We start from the raw sequence: 17,773 nt of genomic DNA on the forward strand, positions 1-17,773 counted from the left end.
CGGCTGATACCCCTGCCGGGCACGTCACAAACGTCGCAGCGCGAAGAACGAAATGAGGCGAACACCAGCTGTGAGCAGCTCAACTTCCCAGTTCGGACAGAACCAGTGGCTAGTCGACGAGATGTATCAGAAGTTCAAACAGGACCCTTCCTCGGTCGACGCGAGTTGGCACGAGTTCCTCGCGGATTACACCCCCGACGCGAGCACCGAATCCGGTAACAACCAGAATCCGGTCCCCGCCGCGGCCCCGCCCGCACCCCCCGCAGCACCCAAGCCCGCCGTGGCGGCCGCACCGAAGCCCGCTCCGGCTCCCGCTCCCGCACCGGCCCCCAAGCCCGCACCCGCTCCGGCACCGGCTGCCAAGCCCGCCGCGACCGTACGCGCGCCGCAGACCACACCTGCACCGGTGTCGAACGCACCGGCCACCTCCGCCCCCAAGGCTGTCGCCGCCGCCGACGAGTCCAAGGTGCTGCGCGGTCCCGCCGCGGCCATCGCCAAGAACATGTCGGCCTCGCTGACCATCCCCACCGCCACCTCGGTGCGCGCGATCCCGGCCAAGCTGATGATCGACAACCGCCTGGTGATCAACAACCACCTGGCGCGCACCCGCGGCGGCAAGATCTCCTTCACCCACCTGCTCGGTTACGCGATCGTGCAGGCGGTCAAGGCCTTCCCGAACCTGAACCGCCACTTCGCCGAGATCGACGGCAAGCCGAATGCCGTCACACCAGCTCATACCAATCTCGGCCTGGCGATCGACCTCGCGGGCAAGGACGGCAACCGCTCGCTGGTGGTCGCCGCCATCAAGGGCACCGAGGACATGAGCTTCGGCCAGTTCCACGCCGCCTACGAGGACGTCGTCCGCCGCGCCCGTGAGGGCAAGCTCGGCGCCGACGACTTCGCCGGTGTCACCATCTCGCTGACCAACCCCGGCACCATCGGCACCGTGCACTCGGTGCCGCGGCTGATGCCGGGCCAGGGCGCGATCATCGGCGCGGGCGCCATGGAGTACCCGGCCGAGTTCCAGGGCATGAGCGACGAGCGCCTCGCCGACATCGGCGTCGGCAAGCTGATGACGCTCACCTCCACCTACGACCACCGGATCATCCAGGGCGCCGAGTCCGGCGACTTCCTGCGCACGATCCACAACCTGCTGATCTCCGACGAGTTCTACGACGAGATCTTCCACGGTCTGGGCGTGCCGTACGAGCCGGTCCGCTGGCGCAAGGACATGAGCGAGCGCGGTGTCGACAAGAGCGCCCGCGTGCTCGAGCTGATCGCGGCCTACCGCAACCGCGGTCACCTGATGGCCGACACCGATCCGCTGCGCCTGGTCAAGGACAAGTTCCGCAGCCACCCCGACCTCGATGTCACCCAGCACGGGCTCACCCTGTGGGACCTCGACCGCACCTTCAACGTGGCGGGCTTCCACGGCCAGGAGCGGATGAAGCTGCGCGATGTGCTGTCGATCCTGCGCGACGCGTACTGCCGCCACGTCGGTGTGGAGTACACCCACATCCTCGAGACCGACCAGTTGCAGTGGATCCAGGACCGGGTCGAGCAGAAGCACGTCAAGCCGACTGTCGCGCAGCAGAAGTACATCCTGAACCGGCTCAACGCCGCCGAGGCGTTCGAGACCTTCCTGCAGACCAAGTACGTCGGCCAGAAGCGCTTCTCGCTCGAGGGCGCCGAGGCCGTGATCCCGATGATGGACGCCACCATCGACCAGTGCGCCGAGCACGCGCTCGACGAGGTCGTCATCGGCATGCCGCACCGCGGTCGGCTCAACGTGCTGGCCAATATCGTCGGCAAGCCGTACTCGAAGATCTTCACCGAGTTCGAGGGCAACATGAACCCGGCGGCCACCCACGGCTCCGGTGACGTGAAGTACCACCTCGGCGCGCACGGCCAGTACCTGCAGATGTTCGGCGAGAACGAGATCGAGGTCTCGCTCACCGCCAACCCCTCGCACCTGGAAGCGGTCGACCCGGTCCTCGAGGGCCTGGTCCGCGCCAAGCAGGACCTGCTCGACAAGGGCGACGGCCCCGAGGGCTTCTCGGTCATGCCGCTGATGCTGCACGGTGACGCCGCGTTCGCCGGCCAGGGCGTGGTCGCCGAGACGCTGAACCTGTCGGGTCTGCGTGGTTACCGCGTGGGCGGCACCATCCACATCGTGGTGAACAACCAGATCGGCTTCACCACCGCGCCGGAGAACAGCCGCTCCACCGAGTACTCCACCGACATCGCGAAGTTCATCGGCGCGCCGATCTTCCACGTCAACGGTGACGATCCGGAGGCCTGCGACTGGGTCGCGCGCCTGGCGGTCGACTTCCGGCAGAAGTTCCGCAAGGACGTCGTCATCGACCTCGTCTGCTACCGCCGCCGCGGGCACAACGAGGGCGACGACCCCTCGATGACCCAGCCGGAGATGTACGACGTCATCGACACCAAGCGTTCGGTCCGCAAGGCCTACACCGAATCGCTGATCGGCCGTGGCGACATCTCCATGAAGGAGGCCGAGGACGCGCTGCGCGACTACCAGGGTCAGCTCGAGCGCGTGTTCAACGAGGTCCGTGAGCTGGAGAAATACGTTCCGGAGCCCTCGGAGTCCGTCGAGGACGACCAGAAGGTGCCCGCGACCGTGCAGACCGCGGTCGACAAGTCGGTGCTGCAACGCATCGGCGACGCGTTCAACACCCCGCCAGATGGCTTCAACGTGCACCCGCGCGTCAAGCCGGTGCTGGAGAAGCGACGCGAGATGGCCTACGAGGGCAAGGTCGACTGGGCCTTCGCCGAGCTGCTGGCCTTCGGCACGCTGATCGACCAGGGCCACGACGTGCGCCTGACCGGTCAGGACTCGCGCCGCGGCACCTTCACCCAGCGCCACTCGGTCATCATCGACCGGATCAACGCCCAGGAGTACACCCCGCTGCACAACATCGGCTCGGAGAAGCCGGGCTGGTTCGCGGTGCACGATTCGGCGCTGAGCGAGTACGCGGCGGTCGGCTTCGAGTACGGCTACTCGCTGGGCAATCCGAACGCCCTGGTGCTGTGGGAAGCCCAATTCGGTGACTTCGTCAACGGCGCGCAGTCGATCATCGACGAGTTCATCTCCTCCGGTGAGGCCAAGTGGGGCCAGCTCTCCGACGTGGTGCTGCTGCTGCCGCACGGCCACGAGGGTCAGGGTCCCGACCACACCTCCGGTCGCATCGAGCGCTTCCTGCAGCTGTGCGCCGAGGGCTCGATGACCGTGGCGGTGCCGTCGACGCCGGCGAACTACTTCCATCTGCTGCGCCGCCACGCCCTCGACGGCATCCGCCGTCCGTTGATCGTCTTCACTCCGAAGTCGATGCTGCGCAACAAGGCCGTGGTGTCCGACATCAAGGACTTCACCGAGTCGAAGTTCCGCTCGGTGTTCGACGAGCCCACCTACGAACAGGGTGTCGGCGACACCGCCAAGGTCAAGCGCATCCTGCTGACCTCGGGCAAGCTCTACTACGAGCTCGCCGCGGAGAAGGCCAAGCACAAGCGCGAGGACGTGGCCATCGTCCGGATCGAACAGCTCTACCCGATCCCGACCTACCGCCTCAACGAGGCACTGGCCAAGTACCCCAACGCGACCGACATCGCCTGGGTCCAGGAGGAACCGGCCAACCAGGGCGCCTGGCCGTTCTTCGGCCTCAACCTCCCCGAGGTCCTCCCCGATCGCCTGGGCAAGCTCCGCCGCATCTCGCGGCGCGCCATGTCGGCCCCGTCCTCGGGCTCCTCGAAGGTGCACGCCGTCGAACAGGCCGAGATCATCGCCGAGGCCTTCGAACCGACCACATAGTCGGTTCCCGCACAACGGCGAACGCCGGGTGGATCTCGGTGATCCACCCGGCGTTCGCCGTTTTCGGTTGTCGTCAGCGCACGTTCGCGGTGCAGACCACGGTGATGACCTTGGTGCCGCTGAGGTCGGAGGATCCGAAGTTGGCCAGGCGGGCGATCGGGACTCCTTCGGCGAGCCGATCGATGGCCTTGCGGATGGCTTCGCCCTGGTCGGGCCCCGAGGCGGCGGCGACCCAGCCCTCGTTGTTGTACACCAGGGCGCCGCAGCCGTTGGCCCAGGTCGTCATGACCCCGCAGTCGTCCGCGCCCGCGGCGGTACAGCCGTCGAGGACGGATGCGCGGGCGCCCTCGGCGGTGTCCCAGTCCACGGTGGACCAGCTCTCCCACAGTTGCGAACTGAACCCGATCGCGCCGAACAGGTCGCCCGCCGCGTTGGCCGAACCGGCACCGACCACCGACCCGGCCGCAAGGCCCAACGCTGCCACGGCGAGCCCGGCCCTACTCATGAAACTCATTCGAAAGATCTCCTCTTGCAAGCAGTTCCGAAGATCGGAACCGGCAAGCAAACCACGAATCCGCCACCGAGGGCCAATCAATTCGACTGTTCCCAGCTGATTCGGAGATCGGTCGTACTCAGCTTCGGCTGGATCCCAGCGGCCACCCCGAAGGTCGTGCTCACCAGGCACTCCCGCAGTGCGGCTTCCGCCGCATCGACCGGAGGGTGAGATCGGATCCGGCTGCGCGCGAGGCGGATTCGCGTGCGGCGACGCACCCCACCTCAACGCCGCATAAGTTACCGTCAGTTCCGGCATGGCAAGGCAAAAGAATGAGCGCAAAAATACCCTTCAACTAGTGAATATGCAGCACGGCCTCGCAAGAATTGGCACAATAAGTGATGAGTTGTTCAGCGCATCCAGAGGAGAGCAAGGATGGCACTCTCCTCCGGAAGCGCAGCACTGCGGCACACACTTCGCGACGAGGCCATGCCCGGACAGCTCGTCGCCACCCTCATCGACAGCACCGAAGCCCTCCCTCCACCGCACGCCGAGACCGTGGGCGCGGCCGTCACGACCTGCATCGCGATCGCCGACGGAATGCTCGACGGACGGAATGTGACGAGCGTTCTGCGCGACCTCTCGGTAGCGGCAGCACAGTGGGCCCGAGCCGGCACACCCCTCGATGCCGTCCTGCGCGAAGTGCACGAGGGTGTGCGCCTCGTCGTGGGCCTGACGTTCGCCCACACCCCTTCCAGGGATCGCGAAACCCTGATCGACGGTTTCCGGGTCGCCATGACCATCGCGGATCTCCTGTGCGCGACAGTGACCCAGTCCTACTCCGCCGCGCCCTGCGACGCATCGACCAGCTCACAGGACTCGATCCGACGGAGGTGACCCTCGGCACCTCGACGTCGTCAACGCGCCCGACCTCCGAAACGACGAAGTCCCGGAGCATATAAGTTATGACCCATTCCGGCCAGTCGGCGACAACCAGCTGGACGCGATCACCTTGTATAGCCCGCTTGTTCAACTACGCAAAACGGACCACGACCATGCCACCGCCCTGTTAAGTTACTCATGATTCTGCTGATAGCGCATAGATGACATCACGTCGCGCGATCAGTGTGGTTGTACTCGACGAGGAGTAATCATGGACGGACTGAACAGGCGCGGTGCACTGAAGGCCGGTGGGATCCTAGGCGCCGCCGGCGCTTTTACGCTGGTGGCACCCACCGTGCGAGCCCAACCATGGACATGGTCACCACAAGGCTCGGTGGCCGGATCAGGTTCCGGCGTCGACCCGATGACGGTGTGGGACCCGGAGGCCGACCAGTTGGTCGCCGGCCTGATCGACAGGGGCGAAGTTCCCCGGGTCAACGAATTGCTGCGAACCTGGACGACCAATGGCCAAGCGCTGCCTGCCGGTCTGCCCTCGGACCTGCGCGATTTCATGGAGTACGCCCGGCGGCTCCCCCAGTGGGCCGACCAGGCCGCACTGACCACCGCGATCGAGTTCAACAAGAAGCGCGGGCTGTACCTCGGTGTCCTCTACGGTTTCGCCAGCGGCATGATGAGCACCGTCATCCCCCGGGAAGCACGGTCGGTCTATTACTCCAAAGGCGGCCACGACCTCAAGGACCGCATCTCCAAGACGGCCAAGCTCGGCTACGACATCGGTAGCAACAACGCCTACGCCGCCGACGGGGAAATGGTCGTCACCTGCGTCAAGACCCGGCTCGTCCACGCGGCGGTCCGCCACCTCCTGCCCCAGTCCCCGCACTGGGTGCAATCGGCCGACGAGAGCATTCCGATCAGCCAGAACGACATCATGGTCACCTGGCACAGCCTGCCCACCACCGTCATGAAGCACCTGACCAACTGGAAAGTGCCGATCCCGCACCACGAATCAGAAGCGTTCCTGCACTCCTGGCAAGTGGCCGCGCACCTGCTGGGCGTCCGGGACGAGTACATCCCCAAGAGCTGGCCGGACGCCAATTCCCAATCCGCGCAGGTCCTCGACCCCATCCTCGCCGCGACACCCGAGGGCGCCAAGCTGGCCGATCGCCTCTTGGGACTCGGCGCGAACATCGACTTCGCGATTCTGAGCAAGCCGGTACTCGGCGCGTTCACCCGGTTCCTGCTCGGCGACAAGATCGCCGACGGTCTGGCCATTCCCCGGGAACCGGTCTGGGACCCGTTGTTGCAGGTTGCCTGGGGCCCCTTCATCGCGGTGCGCGAGGGTCTGCTCTCCGCGGTACCGCCGATGTCGGATCCCTACTGGCTCCTCGACGAATTCCTCCGCAAAGCGGCCCTGACGTACCTGGCCGAGCTGCGGCTGCCGATCAGCATCGAACTCCCGACGATGAATCGCGATATGAGCCAGCCGCCACGCTGAGCGCAACCCATCCTCGACCGCCCATCGAACCAACCATTCCGACTCGCTCGTCGATTCTTCGGCGTATCAACGTTGCCAAGCAAAGGACCCCGCCCATGAACATCACTCTTCGTCTGGCCACCGCCGCGATCGCGACCGCGGCGCTCGTCGCGACCGCGGCCGGAGCGACGGCCGACCCCCGCCCCGCCCCGTCGGTCGTGGCCGAGGCCGGCACCGGATCGGCAGCCGCGGACACCGGATCGGCAGCCGCGAACTCGGTCGGGTCACTCGTCCAGCGCGGCGACATCATCGGGGTGATCGTGCTGCTCGGCATCACTCCCATTCAGATGGTGACCGGTGGCATTTGCGATCTCGCCACCGGCTCGGGGCTGGCGAGCCCGTGCGCGGGCACCGGCCGGTACTGAACGGTGCCGTCGCGATGATCGACTGGGCGCCGAAGCCTGTCACGGTGTCGCACCTGCGCGAGATCCTCGACTATTTCGGGAAGTGCCCGTCCTGCGGCTATCCCGCGCGCGCCGCGGAGCTGATCATGATCCACAGCGACGGGTCGGTCAGCGCGACGGCGACGGGCACCTGCGAGTTGCCGTGCGGCTGGTCAGGTCCAGTAGCGATCACGACGATGACCGCCCGGATGTAGCGACCGCGCGCTCGCGTTGGCGGCAACCGGCCCACGGTTGCCGCCAACGCTGTCGGCCCCGAGGCGTGGATCGGCGTTGCACAGCACCCCGCGACACCGACTCGAACCCTTTTACCGCACAACCATTTCCGGCGACGAGTGCAGTAGTTCAGGCCGCCTTTCGAACCACCTCGATCGCCGCCCGGATCGCCGACACCGCGGCGGCGGGATCGTCGGCCCAGAACGCGACGGCCGACACCGTGTACTCGCCGTGCGTGGTCGGGAAGGTCCGCGGTTCGACGAGCTCGACTCGGACATTCGTCGAACTGCCGACGATCACGGCGAGTGTCTTGCCGTCGACACCGCTGAGCTCCACCGATTTCGCGCCGTCGTAGGCGCGCAGATCAGGGCGTACGGCCCGAATGTCGGGAAGCGCGATGTCGAGATGGGTGCGTCGCAGGTGACGCACCCGCAGGTCGTCTCGGCCGAGAACATGGGGATACATGTGGTGCGCGGCGATCATGCCGAGCATCAGGAACACTCCCCAGACGCCGAGGACCAGCGCGACGATGCGCACCGGCGGCCACGGGATGAGCAGGTGCACCGCCGGGATCTCGATGGCGCTGACCACCAGGAACGCCCACAGGACAGCGGATTCCGCGCCCGCGTACCGGATCGGCGTGCCACCGTCGGTGTCGGGTCTTCGGGTGATCGCCCGCGCGAGGCTCACCCAGATGTCGATTTCGAGCCGGACGAATCGCCGTCCGAGCCGCATGATGGGGCGCATCGAACTCGCCGCCCGCGTCGCCACCGTGGGTCCCGACCCCGGTCTGCGCCAGATCCTGATCGCGCTCCTGCCCACCGACACCGACTCGGCCGCCGACGCCCGTAGCCTGATCGGCTACCTCGCCTTCGCCTCGGTCCGCCCCCAGATCGCCGACACCCTGGCCACCAACGGCCGCGCCTTCCGCGACCACATCGCCACCATGATCACCCCCCACCCCGACCCCGTCACCGCCGCCGACACCCTGCTGGCCTTACTCGACGGTCTGGCCCTGCACGTCACCGTCGGCCAACTCCCCGCCGACCGAGCCCGAACCCTGTTGACCACCGCGATCGACGGCGTCCTGGCCGAAGCGGAAGCCGCGCAACGTCATCGACAGCGGGAGGCGCTGGCCCACCTCGGACAGCGGGACCACGAGCCGTTTCTCACCGAGGACGAACGGGCGGCAGAACCTGACGAACCCGGGTGACCGATCACGGCCGATCGATCCGCCGGTGTCAGTCCGCCGAGCCCTTCGGGTCGGTGGCGCGAGCCAGGTCGAGGTCGAGGATGAACGGGAGATCGACCTTCATACGGCCGTGGTGAATCCCAGCGGTCGAGTATTTTCCGGTCGCCGGATCGAGTTGGTAGGTGTAGACGACGGCGCGACCGTCGACGTTCTCGACCCGCCAGAAGTGCGGGATGCCCGCCTCGGCGTAGAGCTGGGGTTTGCGGTGACGGTCGCGTTCGACCGAGTCCGGGGAGACGACCTCGATCGCGAGGACGACATCGTTCGGCCGGAATGTGGTCTGATCCAGTCCGGTGCAGGCCGCCGCACGCACGACCATCACGTCGGGCTCCGGACGCTGCCGGGTTCCCAGGGTCACTGTCATCTCCCGGATGACGGCGAATTCCTTCGGGATCTGGCCGAGTAGCTGCCACTCGAAGAATCGGATGAGAAGCAGGTGAAACATCATCTGCGGACTCACGAAAACCAAGCTCCCGTCGATCAGCTGAGTGTGCGGCGGCAGATCTCTCAGATGATCCAGGTCCTCGGCGAAGTATCCCCCCGGTGGCGGCACGGGCCAGCTCAACGGGGCGCTGTCCCCTGAGGGCATCGATTCCGCGGTCATCGGTTCCTCGCTCGTCGCACGGCGATCGTCTGACCAGGCCAGTATGGCATGTGGAGCACCCTCGGCGATGGCCCGCGCCCAGCGCGAGGCAACCCGCCTCGCGCTGGGCGTCCGGGGTCAACCGGCGACGATCGCACCTTCGGTAGCCCGCAGTTCTTCCACCGACTGCGCGGTTTCCGCCATCACCAGTTCGGCGTTGATCTGGGCGCCCGCCATCGCGCCCGCCGCCGCGGCCGCGCCGACCTGGGCGGCCGGCTCGGTGACATTGCCCGCGACCCACACGCCGGGGACGGAGGTGCGGCCGACCGGGTCGGCGGGGATGTGGTCGCCGATCCCCGCCGGGTGCGGTTGGGGCGGGAGGCCGAGGCCGGTGAGGAACGTCGCGCGGATGCTCGAGCGGGGCGCCACCACCAGCGCGTCACGGTCGACGACCGTGCCGTCGGCCAGCCGGATGCCGGCGAGCCGGTCGGCGGCGGAGGTCACCTCGACGACCTCGCCCTCGATGATCCGAACCCCACGTGCGACAAGCTTTTCGGTGTCCTCGGCCCCCAACGCGGGCGCCGTGTGGGTCAGGAACACCACGTCATCGCTGAGCTGGGTGAACAGCAGCGCCTGGTGCACCGACATCGGTCCGCTCGCCAGCACCGCGATGCGCCGGTCCCGCACCTCCCAACCATGGCAGTAGGGGCAGTGCAGCACATCGTGTCCCCAGCGCTCGCGCAGCCCGGGGATCTCGGGGAGCACATCGGTGATGCCGGTGGTCACGAGGATGCGCCGGGCCAGCACAGTGCGCCCGTCAGCGAGCCGCACCCGGAAGCCGTAGCGACGCGCCGCACCGGCCCCGCCCGGATCGCCGGCGGCCGAGCCATTGACAATCGCCGCGCCCGATCCGGCCGAATCACCCACACCCGCTGCGCTCGCGCCGTTCGAATCATCGAGGACCGCCCCGACCGGGCCGATCGGAGCAACGGGTTCCGCCCCGACCGAACCACCGGACACCGCCGCGCCACCATCGCCGAGCCGATCGACCGCGACCACCTCCCCGGACACCACGTGCCCGCCGTACCCACGCACCTCCGCGCGCCCCTGCTCGACCAGTTCCGCCGGCGGCGTCCCATCGCGCGCCAGCAGCCCGTGCACCCCTTCGGCGGGTGCGTTGCGCGGTGACCCCGCATCGATCACGGCGACCGTTCGCCGGGACCTGACCAGCATGAGCGCCGCGTTCAACCCGGCCGCCCCGCCGCCGAGCACCACCACGTCGTACCTGTCGTTCAACTCAGTCATCTCGACCTCCTTCGAGAGACCACGGTGCACCCGTACCCAGCAAACCGGCAAGAGAAATTGCCGCTATGGCAAACTGGCAGGCATGGACGACCTCGGCGCCACCCTGGACTCGGTCGGACCGCGCCTGCGCGCTCTGCGCCGACAGCGACAGACCACGCTGGCCGACCTGTCGACGGAAACAGGCATCTCGGTCAGCACGCTCTCGCGTCTGGAGTCGGGTGACCGCAAACCCACCCTCGAACTACTACTCCCCCTGGCCAAGGCGCACGGTGTCACCCTCGATGAACTCGTCGACGCCCCACCCACCGGCGATCCCCGCATCCACCTGCGCCCGATCACCCGCAACGGTCTCACCATGCTCCCGCTCACCAAACGCGCGGGCGGCATCCAGGCGTTCAAGATGGTCATCGCCCCCGGCGCCCGCAACCACCCCGACCCGCAGGTGCACGAGGGCTACGAATGGCTCTACGTCCTCAACGGGCGCCTGCGGTTGATCCTCGGCGACAACGACGTGATCCTCACTCCCGGCGAGGCCGCCGAATTCGACACCCACGTCCCGCACTGGTTCGGCGCCGCCGACGAACAATCCGTCGAATTCCTCAGCCTCTTCGGCAAGCAGGGCGAGCGCGCTCATCTGCGCGCCCGCCCCAAAGCAAGCCGCTGACAGATACTTCCGACGTGGCCGATCGACACCGGCTCGCTCGCTGAATGCGCGAGCACGGTCGACGGCGAGCCGAACGCGGCGTGCTCGGGCAGGCGACTCCGCCGACAACTCGACTACCGCTGTCGGCGGCTGCCGGACCGAACACTCGTGCCAACCCCGGCGATGGTCTACGCCTCGAGTGCGCCTGATGGCAGGCCCAGTTCTCAGCGTTTCGCAAGTCAGTTCTGTCGATTCACAGTGGATACACCCAGCGTTCAGAGCCAGGACGTCTCATGGAAAGGCCGCAGATGCGGTTCATGTTCGATCTCCCGGTGGTGAACTGGGATTCGTCCCAGGAGGACTTTTGATGAGGATTAGCCGTACGGCGCGCGTTTCAGCTGCGCTGCTGACGACAGGCCTGGCGCTCGCGGCATGTGGCAGCGATGAAGAATCTACCTCTGACGGTGCCGATGCGCTGTCGGGCACCATCTTGATCGATGGGTCGAGCACAGTCGCCCCGCTCGGCGAGGCCGCGGCTGAGCTGTTCATGGAGTCGTACCCGGGCGTGCGGGTCACCGTCGGAACGTCGGGCACCGGTGGTGGTTTCACGAAGTTCTGCGAGGGTGAGACCGACGTCTCCGAGGCCTCGCGTCCGATCAAGGAATCCGAGATCACGGCGTGCGAGGCCAAGGGGATCGGCTACGACCAGCTCACCGTCGCCAACGACGCGCTGACCATCATGGTCAACCCGGACAATCCGATCGACTGCCTGACCGTGCCGCAGCTCCAGCAGATCTGGGCGCCGGGCGCGACCATCACGAACTGGAACGAGATCGACGGCATCGACCACGACGCACCGCTGGACCTGTACGGTCCCGGCACGGACTCGGGCACCTTCGACTTCTTCACCGAAGCCATCAACGGCGAGTCCGGTGAGCAGCGCACCGACTACAACAACATCGGCGAGGACGACAACACCGGCATCGTCGGTGTCAGTGGAACAGCCGGCGGCATGTTCTACGCCGGCTTCTCCTACTTCGAGGAGAACAAGGACAAGGTCAAGGCGCTGCAGATCGACAGCGGCAGCGGCTGCGTCGAACCGACCATGGAGACGGTCAAGGACGGCACCTACACCCCGCTGGGCCGTGGACTGTTCATGTACCCGTCGGACAAGGCCCTGACCAAGCCCGAGGTCGTGCAGTTCTTCGAGTTCTTCATGGAGAACCAGGAGGCGATCGCCGAGGCGGCCGGCTTCATCGGGATGACCGACGCGCAGGCCGCCGAGTCGGCGGCCAAGGTCCAGAAGCTCGCCGGCAACTGACCGACGCGTGGTGACGAGCGACTGAGACATGTCATGTTGACTGAAACGAAGGATGCCGCCGGCCAAGGACCGGAATCGGTCCCGTCGCTGGCGGCATCCAGCCCCCGATACGGCGAGAAGGTCATCAAGGGCCTGCTCACACTGTGCGCGGGACTCTCGGTCGCCGTCACCACGGCGATCGTGATCTCGCTGGTGGTCCCCTCGATCACCTTCTTCCGCGCGATCCCGCTGACCGATTTCCTGTTCGGCACCGCCTGGTTCCCGGACTTCGCCTCCAATGCCAGTTTCGGCGTGGTGCCCATCGTGGTCGGCACGCTGACCGTGGTACTCATCTCACTGCTGGTAGCGATCCCGGTCGGGCTACTCTCCGCGATCTACCTGGCCGAGTACGCCCCGGCGCGGGTGCGGCGGGTCGTCAAGCCCATGCTCGAAGTGCTCGAGGGCATCCCTACCGTGGCCATCGGCCTGTTCGCGCTGCTGTTCCTGCGCCCGGTCGCCGAGTCGCTGTTCCCGTTCCTCCCGTGGCGCACCCCGTTCGCGGTCGGCATCGCCGGCGTGGCGGTGGGCCTGATGATCGTGCCGCTGGTGGCCTCGGTCGCCGAAGACGCCATGCGTGCGGTGCCGCGCAGTCTGCGCGAGGGCGCCTACGCGCTGGGTTCGAGCAAACTGCGGGTCTCGGCCCGGGTGGTGTTCCCCGCCGCGATTTCCGGCATTGTCGCCGCGATCGTGCTCGGCTCGTCGCGGGCCATCGGCGAGACCATGGTGGTGCTGATCGCCGCGGGTGCCACCCCGCAGCTCATCGCGCCATGGGAAGTCACCGAGTCCATCCAGACCATGACCGCCTATATCGGCAGCACAGCCACCGGTGATATCGCCACCGGCACCATCACCTACAACGGAATCTTCGCGGTCGGCTTGGTGCTGTTCGTCATGACGCTGGCCATGAACATGATCGCTATCCGTTTGGTCCGCCGCTTCCGCGAGGTATACGAGTAATGCGCACTGACCAGGATCCGGTGCCAGGCACCGTGGGAACGAAGGGGCCACGCACCGAGCGCGCCCGGCTCGCGGTGGCGGGAGCGCGCGCCGCGAGCGGCAACATCTTCGGCGAACCCGATCGTGGCACCAAGCTCGGCAACGTGATCTTTCCCGCGCTGCTGCTGTTGGCGCTGGCTTTCGCGCTCGGCGGACTGTGCGCACTGCTGGCGTGGTCGCTGGTGCAGGGCGCGCCGCGGCTCGATCTCGATCTGATCCTCAACAACCCGTCGCGGCTACGGCCCGAGACCGCGGGCTACCGGACCGCACTACTGGGCACCATCTACGTCATCGCGGGTGTGATCCTGCTGATCGTCCCGCTCGGTGTCGGTGCGGCGGTGTACTTGGAGGAGTACGCGGACAAGAGCCGATGGTACAACCGGTTGATCGAACTCAATATCCAGAACCTGGCCGGTGTGCCCTCGATCGTGTTCGGCATCCTCGGCCTGGCCTTCATCGCCCGAGGGCCGCTGAGCCTGGGCTTCGTCGCCGCGGCCGGCTCGCTCACCCTCGCGCTACTGGTGTTGCCGACCGTCATCCTCGCTTCCCGCGAGGCCATCCGGGCGGTCCCCCCGTCGATCCGAGACGGATCGCTGGCGCTGGGGGCGACCCAGTGGCAGACCACGAGCAGGCAGGTGCTGCCCGCGGCGCTGCCCGGTATTCTGACCGGCGTCATTCTCGCGGTGTCGCGGGCGATCGGCGAGGCGGCTCCGCTGCTGCTGGTCGGTGCCGTCACCTTCGTGACGTTCAACCCGTCGTTGTTCGACGGCGGGTATTCGGTGCTGCCGGTACAGATCTACAACTACGCAGGTCGTCCGCAAGAGGAGTTCCACACCCTGGCCGCGGCCGGTGTGATCGTCATGCTGGTCACGCTGCTGCTCATGAACTCGTTCGCGATCTGGTTGCGCAACCGCTACGAGAAGCGCTGGTAGGAGATCGACATGGCGGATAAGGCACTGCGAGCGTCGACGGAGGTCACCGAGTTGACGACAGAACAGACCGCGTCGCGCGCGTCCCAAAGGGCGGCGCCTCCGGCAGTCGCGCTCGATCCGGACCGACTCGGGCACCACAAGGCGACCACCGAGCACGGCAAAGTCTTCGAGCTTCGAGAGCTGTCGGTGTTCTACGGCCGCACCAAGGCCATCAGCGACGTCACGATGGATATCTTCCACGGCAACGCCACCGCGTTCATCGGCCCTTCTGGATGTGGCAAGTCCACCTTGCTGCGCTGCATGAACCGGATGAACGATCTGATTCCCGGTGCCAGAGTGGAGGGATCGCTGCTCCATCACGGCACCGACATGTACGACCGGGGAATCGATCCGGTGCAGGTGCGCAAGCGCATCGGCATGGTGTTCCAGAAGCCGAACCCGTTCCCCAAGTCGATCTTTGACAATGTGGCCTTCGGGCCGCGGGGGCTGCGGATGTCCGGCGACATGGACGAGATCGTGGAGACCGCGCTGACCAAGGCCGCGCTCTGGGACGACGTCAAGGATCGGCTGCGCGACAACGCTTTCGGGTTGTCCGGCGGGCAGCAGCAACGGCTGTGCATCGCCCGCGCCATCGCGGCCGAGCCCGAGGTGGTCCTGATGGACGAGCCGTGTTCGGCGTTGGATCCGATCTCCACGGGCAAGATCGAGGATCTCATCACCGAGCTCAAGCGGGACTACTCGATCGTCATCGTCACCCACAATCTGCAGCAGGCCGCGCGGATCGCCGATATGACCGCCTTCTTCATGGTGTCCACCGACGCCGATGAGCAGAACCGCTGGGGCGAGCTCGTCGAATACGGCGACACCGAAACGGTTTTCATCAAGCCGGCCGACCCACGGACCGAGCAGTACGTATCCGGCCGGATCGGCTGAGGGAGCAAGGGAATGAACAGCGCGAGCCGGTCGGTCATCGACTGCACGGATCTCAACGTCTACTACGGCGATACCCACGCCGTCGCCGACGTCAACATATCCTTTGCGGCCAACGAGATCACCGCCTTGATCGGGCCGTCGGGCTGCGGGAAATCCACCGTCCTGCGCAGCCTGAACCGGATGAACGACCTGGTCTCCAGCGCCAGGATAGAAGGCACCGTGGCGTACCGCGGTATCGATGTGTACAGCCCGGAAGTGGATGTCATCGAGGTACGGCGCCGCATCGGCATGGTGTTCCAGAAGCCGAACCCGTTCCCCAGTTCGATCTACGACAACATCGCCTACGGACCTCGGGTCACCGGCATGAAGGTCGACAGTATGGACGACCTGGTCGAGGAATCCTTGCGCAAGGCCGCGCTGTGGGATGACGTCAAGCACAAGCTGAAGACCGGCGGAAACGAACTCTCCGGTGGACAGCAGCAGCGCATGTGCATCGCCCGAGCCATCGCCACCAAGCCAGAGGTGATCTTGATGGACGAACCGTGCTCGGCGCTCGACCCCATCTCGACGCTCAAGATCGAAGACCTGATGACCGAGCTCGCTCGCGAGTTCACCATCATCATCGTGACGCACAATATGCAGCAGGCCGCCCGGGTCTCGCAACGCACCGCGTTCTTCACGGCGGCACCCGACGAGCGCGGGGCCCGCACCGGCCGAATGGTCGAGTTCGACACCACTGCGAAGATCTTCGGCGATCCGGTCGACCCCCGGACCGAGGCCTACATCAGCGGAAAGTTCGGCTGAGCGGACAATGTCGACACCGGCCAATGGCTGGGATGTGGGCGGATCCGCATTCCATCAGCGTCGGCGGGCCTGCCTCGCGGCCGCCCGTTCCACCCCGGACAGGCTCGCCGTCCTGCTGGTCGAGGACGCCTCACGGGAGGCCGACGATTTCGCGGACGCGATGAGCGGGCAACCAGTGGAGCTGCACCGGCACACCGACGCCGCCAAGGCTCTGTTCGTGGCCGGACGCAGTTGCCCGGACGTGATCGTGCTCGGGCCGGTGTCCGGACCGATCGACGCGGTGGGCTTCCTCACCGCGCTACGCAGTATCGACTCGACGGTGCCCGTTGTGGTCGGCGCGGGAGCGGGCACCGGCGAATTGACCTCCCGCGCCACGGAGTTGGCCGCCACCGCCGTTGTGCCCCGCCCGTACCGGGCGGGTGAGCTGCTCCGGTTGCTGGTTTCCCTGGCGCCGCGGCCGGATCGGCTCGACCTGCGGCCGCCGGTGATCAATCTGGGTCGGCTGCGGATCGACGGCACGATTCCTCAGTTCTGGTTGGACGGCGCCCTCGTGTCACTGCCACCCATGGAATTCATGCTGCTGCGGTACTTCGCTGGGCGGGTCGGCTCCGTGCTGTCGCGCACCGAGCTCATGAACGCGGTCTGGGGTGAGGGGTCCAAGAAGCACAGCAATACCCTGACCGTTCACATCGTTCGCTTGCGCAAACGCCTCGGTGACGACGAGCAGAATCCGCACTGGATCAAGTCCGTGCGCGGACTCGGCTACCTGTTCACCGTGCCCGAACCGACCGATCGGCCGAGTATCCAGCTCCCCTAGTCGTGCTGTCCTCAGACGTTGGTCGCTCGGGTGACCGGTCACCGACAGTCGGTCGAAATCGTCAGCCTCTTCGGCCAACAGGGCGAGCGCGCTCAGCTGCGCGCCCGCCCCAAGCGAACCGACCGACACCGGCCGAATCAGCCGAGCGTGAAGCTCGCGCGTCCGGAGATGTGCTCCAATTCCTGGTGCTCGGGCAGGGTTTCGTCGGTGGTCACGATCCACGCCTCGACCCGGCCCGCACCGGGCCCCATACCCATCCCGGTGATCACACCGTCCGGCGCGTGCTCGAGCTCGCCGTTGACGACCCGGTGCGATTGGCCATTGGTGCGGCCGGTGTCCAGATTGCGCCAGTTCACCGCGACCCGGTAGGTCTGGCAGAAGTCGCCGGTCTGGGTGATCTTCACCTTGACCCCGAACTCACCGGACTTCGGCTGCGGCACGGTCCAGGCATTCAGGATGGCCGCGCAGTTGGCGCCGGGGGTCCGGCTGATCGTCGGAGTGAACTGGACGGTGGGATCGGTGGGCAGTGCCGCGGCGGGTCCGCTGAACCCGATCAGGGCGGCCGTGGCGGCCATGGTGGCGATCCCGGCGCGACGCAGCGAGGACTTGCGAACAGTGCTTTTCATCAGACTCATGCCTGGTAATTCGCGCCGCCCCGCGAAGTCGTTAGCAACCGCAATGGTCTCAATTCGGAATACCAAATATGTAGTCGCACAATAACTTTCGGTGATCGCAAGATCACTCACGACTGTTAACACACCCGTGGTATCGA

Annotated in this window: 18 protein-coding genes; 13 read left to right on the plus strand and 5 right to left on the minus strand. The window is 66.6% G+C overall.

Annotation, left to right across the window (positions count from 1 at the left end):
• Positions 1-52 precede the first annotated feature (52 nt).
• Positions 53-3,829, plus strand: coding sequence for a multifunctional oxoglutarate decarboxylase/oxoglutarate dehydrogenase thiamine pyrophosphate-binding subunit/dihydrolipoyllysine-residue succinyltransferase subunit (locus BOX37_RS25340; protein WP_206045715.1), 3,777 nt, complete (start codon positions 53-55; stop codon positions 3,827-3,829).
• A 73-nt stretch (positions 3,830-3,902) separates the two neighbouring features.
• Here the strand turns inward: BOX37_RS25340 and BOX37_RS25345 are convergent, their stop codons facing one another.
• Entirely contained in the window at positions 3,903-4,343 is a 441-nt protein-coding gene (locus BOX37_RS25345; protein WP_071929817.1) for a DUF4189 domain-containing protein, read from the minus strand.
• A 414-nt stretch (positions 4,344-4,757) separates the two neighbouring features.
• Between BOX37_RS25345 and BOX37_RS25350 the strand changes: the two genes are divergently transcribed.
• The 4 genes from BOX37_RS25350 (at position 4,758) to BOX37_RS25365 (ending at position 7,357) form a co-directional block, all read left to right on the plus strand.
• Positions 4,758-5,219, plus strand: coding sequence for an RsbRD N-terminal domain-containing protein (locus BOX37_RS25350; protein ID WP_156910535.1), 462 nt, complete (start codon positions 4,758-4,760; stop codon positions 5,217-5,219).
• Positions 5,220-5,475: 256 nt separating this feature from the next.
• Positions 5,476-6,720 (plus strand): oxygenase MpaB family protein, encoded by a 1,245-nt coding sequence (locus BOX37_RS25355; RefSeq protein WP_071929819.1) that lies wholly within the window; start codon positions 5,476-5,478, stop codon positions 6,718-6,720.
• A 95-nt stretch (positions 6,721-6,815) separates the two neighbouring features.
• Positions 6,816-7,124, plus strand: coding sequence for a hypothetical protein (locus BOX37_RS25360; RefSeq protein WP_071929820.1), 309 nt, complete (start codon positions 6,816-6,818; stop codon positions 7,122-7,124).
• 14 nt (positions 7,125-7,138) lie between these two features.
• Complete coding sequence (locus BOX37_RS25365) at positions 7,139-7,357, plus strand: hypothetical protein (RefSeq protein ID WP_156910536.1); 219 nt, start codon at positions 7,139-7,141, stop codon at positions 7,355-7,357.
• Between the two features lie 148 nt (positions 7,358-7,505).
• Here BOX37_RS25365 and BOX37_RS34720 read toward each other — a convergent pair whose 3' ends face one another.
• Positions 7,506-8,123 (minus strand): hypothetical protein, encoded by a 618-nt coding sequence (locus tag BOX37_RS34720; RefSeq protein WP_167659981.1) that lies wholly within the window; start codon positions 8,121-8,123, stop codon positions 7,506-7,508.
• Between BOX37_RS34720 and BOX37_RS34725 the strand changes: the two genes are divergently transcribed.
• Positions 8,110-8,589, plus strand: a complete 480-nt coding sequence (locus BOX37_RS34725; protein WP_167659982.1) for a TetR family transcriptional regulator C-terminal domain-containing protein — start codon at positions 8,110-8,112, stop codon at positions 8,587-8,589. The genes BOX37_RS34720 and BOX37_RS34725 overlap by 14 nt on opposite strands.
• A gap of 28 nt (positions 8,590-8,617) precedes the next feature.
• On the opposite strand, the gene BOX37_RS25380 is transcribed toward BOX37_RS34725, so the two are convergent.
• Both BOX37_RS25380 and BOX37_RS25385 read right to left on the minus strand, forming a co-directional pair.
• Positions 8,618-9,232 (minus strand): Uma2 family endonuclease, encoded by a 615-nt coding sequence (locus tag BOX37_RS25380; protein WP_156910538.1) that lies wholly within the window; start codon positions 9,230-9,232, stop codon positions 8,618-8,620.
• Between the two features lie 117 nt (positions 9,233-9,349).
• On the minus strand, positions 9,350-10,516 hold the full coding sequence (locus BOX37_RS25385; RefSeq protein WP_071929824.1) for an NAD(P)/FAD-dependent oxidoreductase: 1,167 nt from the start codon (positions 10,514-10,516) through the stop codon (positions 9,350-9,352).
• A gap of 82 nt (positions 10,517-10,598) precedes the next feature.
• Between BOX37_RS25385 and BOX37_RS25390 the strand changes: the two genes are divergently transcribed.
• The 7 genes from BOX37_RS25390 (at position 10,599) to BOX37_RS25420 (ending at position 17,001) form a co-directional block, all read left to right on the plus strand.
• Entirely contained in the window at positions 10,599-11,180 is a 582-nt protein-coding gene (locus BOX37_RS25390; protein WP_071931874.1) for a helix-turn-helix domain-containing protein, read from the plus strand.
• 346 nt (positions 11,181-11,526) lie between these two features.
• Positions 11,527-12,480 carry a PstS family phosphate ABC transporter substrate-binding protein gene (locus BOX37_RS25395; RefSeq protein WP_071929825.1) on the plus strand — a complete coding sequence of 318 codons (954 nt, stop codon included), beginning with the start codon at positions 11,527-11,529 and terminating at the stop codon, positions 12,478-12,480.
• A 33-nt stretch (positions 12,481-12,513) separates the two neighbouring features.
• Entirely contained in the window at positions 12,514-13,476 is a 963-nt protein-coding gene (pstC, locus tag BOX37_RS25400) for a phosphate ABC transporter permease subunit PstC (RefSeq protein ID WP_071929826.1), read from the plus strand.
• Positions 13,476-14,447, plus strand: a complete 972-nt coding sequence (pstA, locus tag BOX37_RS25405; RefSeq protein ID WP_071929827.1) for a phosphate ABC transporter permease PstA — start codon at positions 13,476-13,478, stop codon at positions 14,445-14,447. Before pstC ends, pstA begins: the two co-directional genes overlap by 1 nt.
• Before the next feature lie 9 nt (positions 14,448-14,456).
• Entirely contained in the window at positions 14,457-15,380 is a 924-nt protein-coding gene (gene pstB, locus BOX37_RS25410; protein ID WP_084760095.1) for a phosphate ABC transporter ATP-binding protein PstB, read from the plus strand.
• Positions 15,381-15,392: 12 nt separating this feature from the next.
• Positions 15,393-16,184: a phosphate ABC transporter ATP-binding protein PstB gene (gene pstB, locus BOX37_RS25415; RefSeq protein WP_071929828.1), complete on the plus strand. Its 792-nt coding sequence runs from the start codon at positions 15,393-15,395 to the stop codon at positions 16,182-16,184.
• A gap of 7 nt (positions 16,185-16,191) precedes the next feature.
• Positions 16,192-17,001, plus strand: a complete 810-nt coding sequence (locus tag BOX37_RS25420; RefSeq protein WP_084760097.1) for a winged helix-turn-helix domain-containing protein — start codon at positions 16,192-16,194, stop codon at positions 16,999-17,001.
• Between the two features lie 137 nt (positions 17,002-17,138).
• Here the strand turns inward: BOX37_RS25420 and BOX37_RS25425 are convergent, their stop codons facing one another.
• Positions 17,139-17,627: a hypothetical protein gene (locus BOX37_RS25425; RefSeq protein WP_240505047.1), complete on the minus strand. Its 489-nt coding sequence runs from the start codon at positions 17,625-17,627 to the stop codon at positions 17,139-17,141.
• Between the last annotated feature and the right edge of the window lie 146 nt (positions 17,628-17,773).

The sequence above is a fragment of the Nocardia mangyaensis genome, assembly GCF_001886715.1.
In the GTDB taxonomy this organism is placed as follows: domain Bacteria; phylum Actinomycetota; class Actinomycetes; order Mycobacteriales; family Mycobacteriaceae; genus Nocardia; species Nocardia mangyaensis.

What these genes read in the sequence shown, in the direction of transcription:
- BOX37_RS25340 (WP_206045715.1), top strand. Translation starts at nt 53, where the DNA reads ATGAGGCGAACACCAGCTGTGAGCAGCTCAACTTCCCAGTTCGGACAG.
- BOX37_RS25345 (WP_071929817.1), bottom strand. Translation starts at nt 4,343, where the DNA reads ATGAGTTTCATGAGTAGGGCCGGGCTCGCCGTGGCAGCGTTGGGCCTT.
- BOX37_RS25350 (WP_156910535.1), top strand. Translation starts at nt 4,758, where the DNA reads ATGGCACTCTCCTCCGGAAGCGCAGCACTGCGGCACACACTTCGCGAC.
- BOX37_RS25355 (WP_071929819.1), top strand. Translation starts at nt 5,476, where the DNA reads ATGGACGGACTGAACAGGCGCGGTGCACTGAAGGCCGGTGGGATCCTA.
- BOX37_RS25360 (WP_071929820.1), top strand. Translation starts at nt 6,816, where the DNA reads ATGAACATCACTCTTCGTCTGGCCACCGCCGCGATCGCGACCGCGGCG.
- BOX37_RS25365 (WP_156910536.1), top strand. Translation starts at nt 7,139, where the DNA reads ATGATCGACTGGGCGCCGAAGCCTGTCACGGTGTCGCACCTGCGCGAG.
- BOX37_RS34725 (WP_167659982.1), top strand. Translation starts at nt 8,110, where the DNA reads ATGATGGGGCGCATCGAACTCGCCGCCCGCGTCGCCACCGTGGGTCCC.
- BOX37_RS34720 (WP_167659981.1), bottom strand. Translation starts at nt 8,123, where the DNA reads ATGCGCCCCATCATGCGGCTCGGACGGCGATTCGTCCGGCTCGAAATC.
- BOX37_RS25380 (WP_156910538.1), bottom strand. Translation starts at nt 9,232, where the DNA reads ATGACCGCGGAATCGATGCCCTCAGGGGACAGCGCCCCGTTGAGCTGG.
- BOX37_RS25385 (WP_071929824.1), bottom strand. Translation starts at nt 10,516, where the DNA reads ATGACTGAGTTGAACGACAGGTACGACGTGGTGGTGCTCGGCGGCGGG.
- BOX37_RS25390 (WP_071931874.1), top strand. Translation starts at nt 10,599, where the DNA reads ATGGACGACCTCGGCGCCACCCTGGACTCGGTCGGACCGCGCCTGCGC.
- BOX37_RS25395 (WP_071929825.1), top strand. Translation starts at nt 11,527, where the DNA reads ATGAGGATTAGCCGTACGGCGCGCGTTTCAGCTGCGCTGCTGACGACA.
- pstC (WP_071929826.1), top strand. Translation starts at nt 12,514, where the DNA reads ATGTTGACTGAAACGAAGGATGCCGCCGGCCAAGGACCGGAATCGGTC.
- pstA (WP_071929827.1), top strand. Translation starts at nt 13,476, where the DNA reads ATGCGCACTGACCAGGATCCGGTGCCAGGCACCGTGGGAACGAAGGGG.
- pstB (WP_084760095.1), top strand. Translation starts at nt 14,457, where the DNA reads ATGGCGGATAAGGCACTGCGAGCGTCGACGGAGGTCACCGAGTTGACG.
- pstB (WP_071929828.1), top strand. Translation starts at nt 15,393, where the DNA reads ATGAACAGCGCGAGCCGGTCGGTCATCGACTGCACGGATCTCAACGTC.
- BOX37_RS25420 (WP_084760097.1), top strand. Translation starts at nt 16,192, where the DNA reads ATGTCGACACCGGCCAATGGCTGGGATGTGGGCGGATCCGCATTCCAT.
- BOX37_RS25425 (WP_240505047.1), bottom strand. Translation starts at nt 17,627, where the DNA reads ATGAAAAGCACTGTTCGCAAGTCCTCGCTGCGTCGCGCCGGGATCGCC.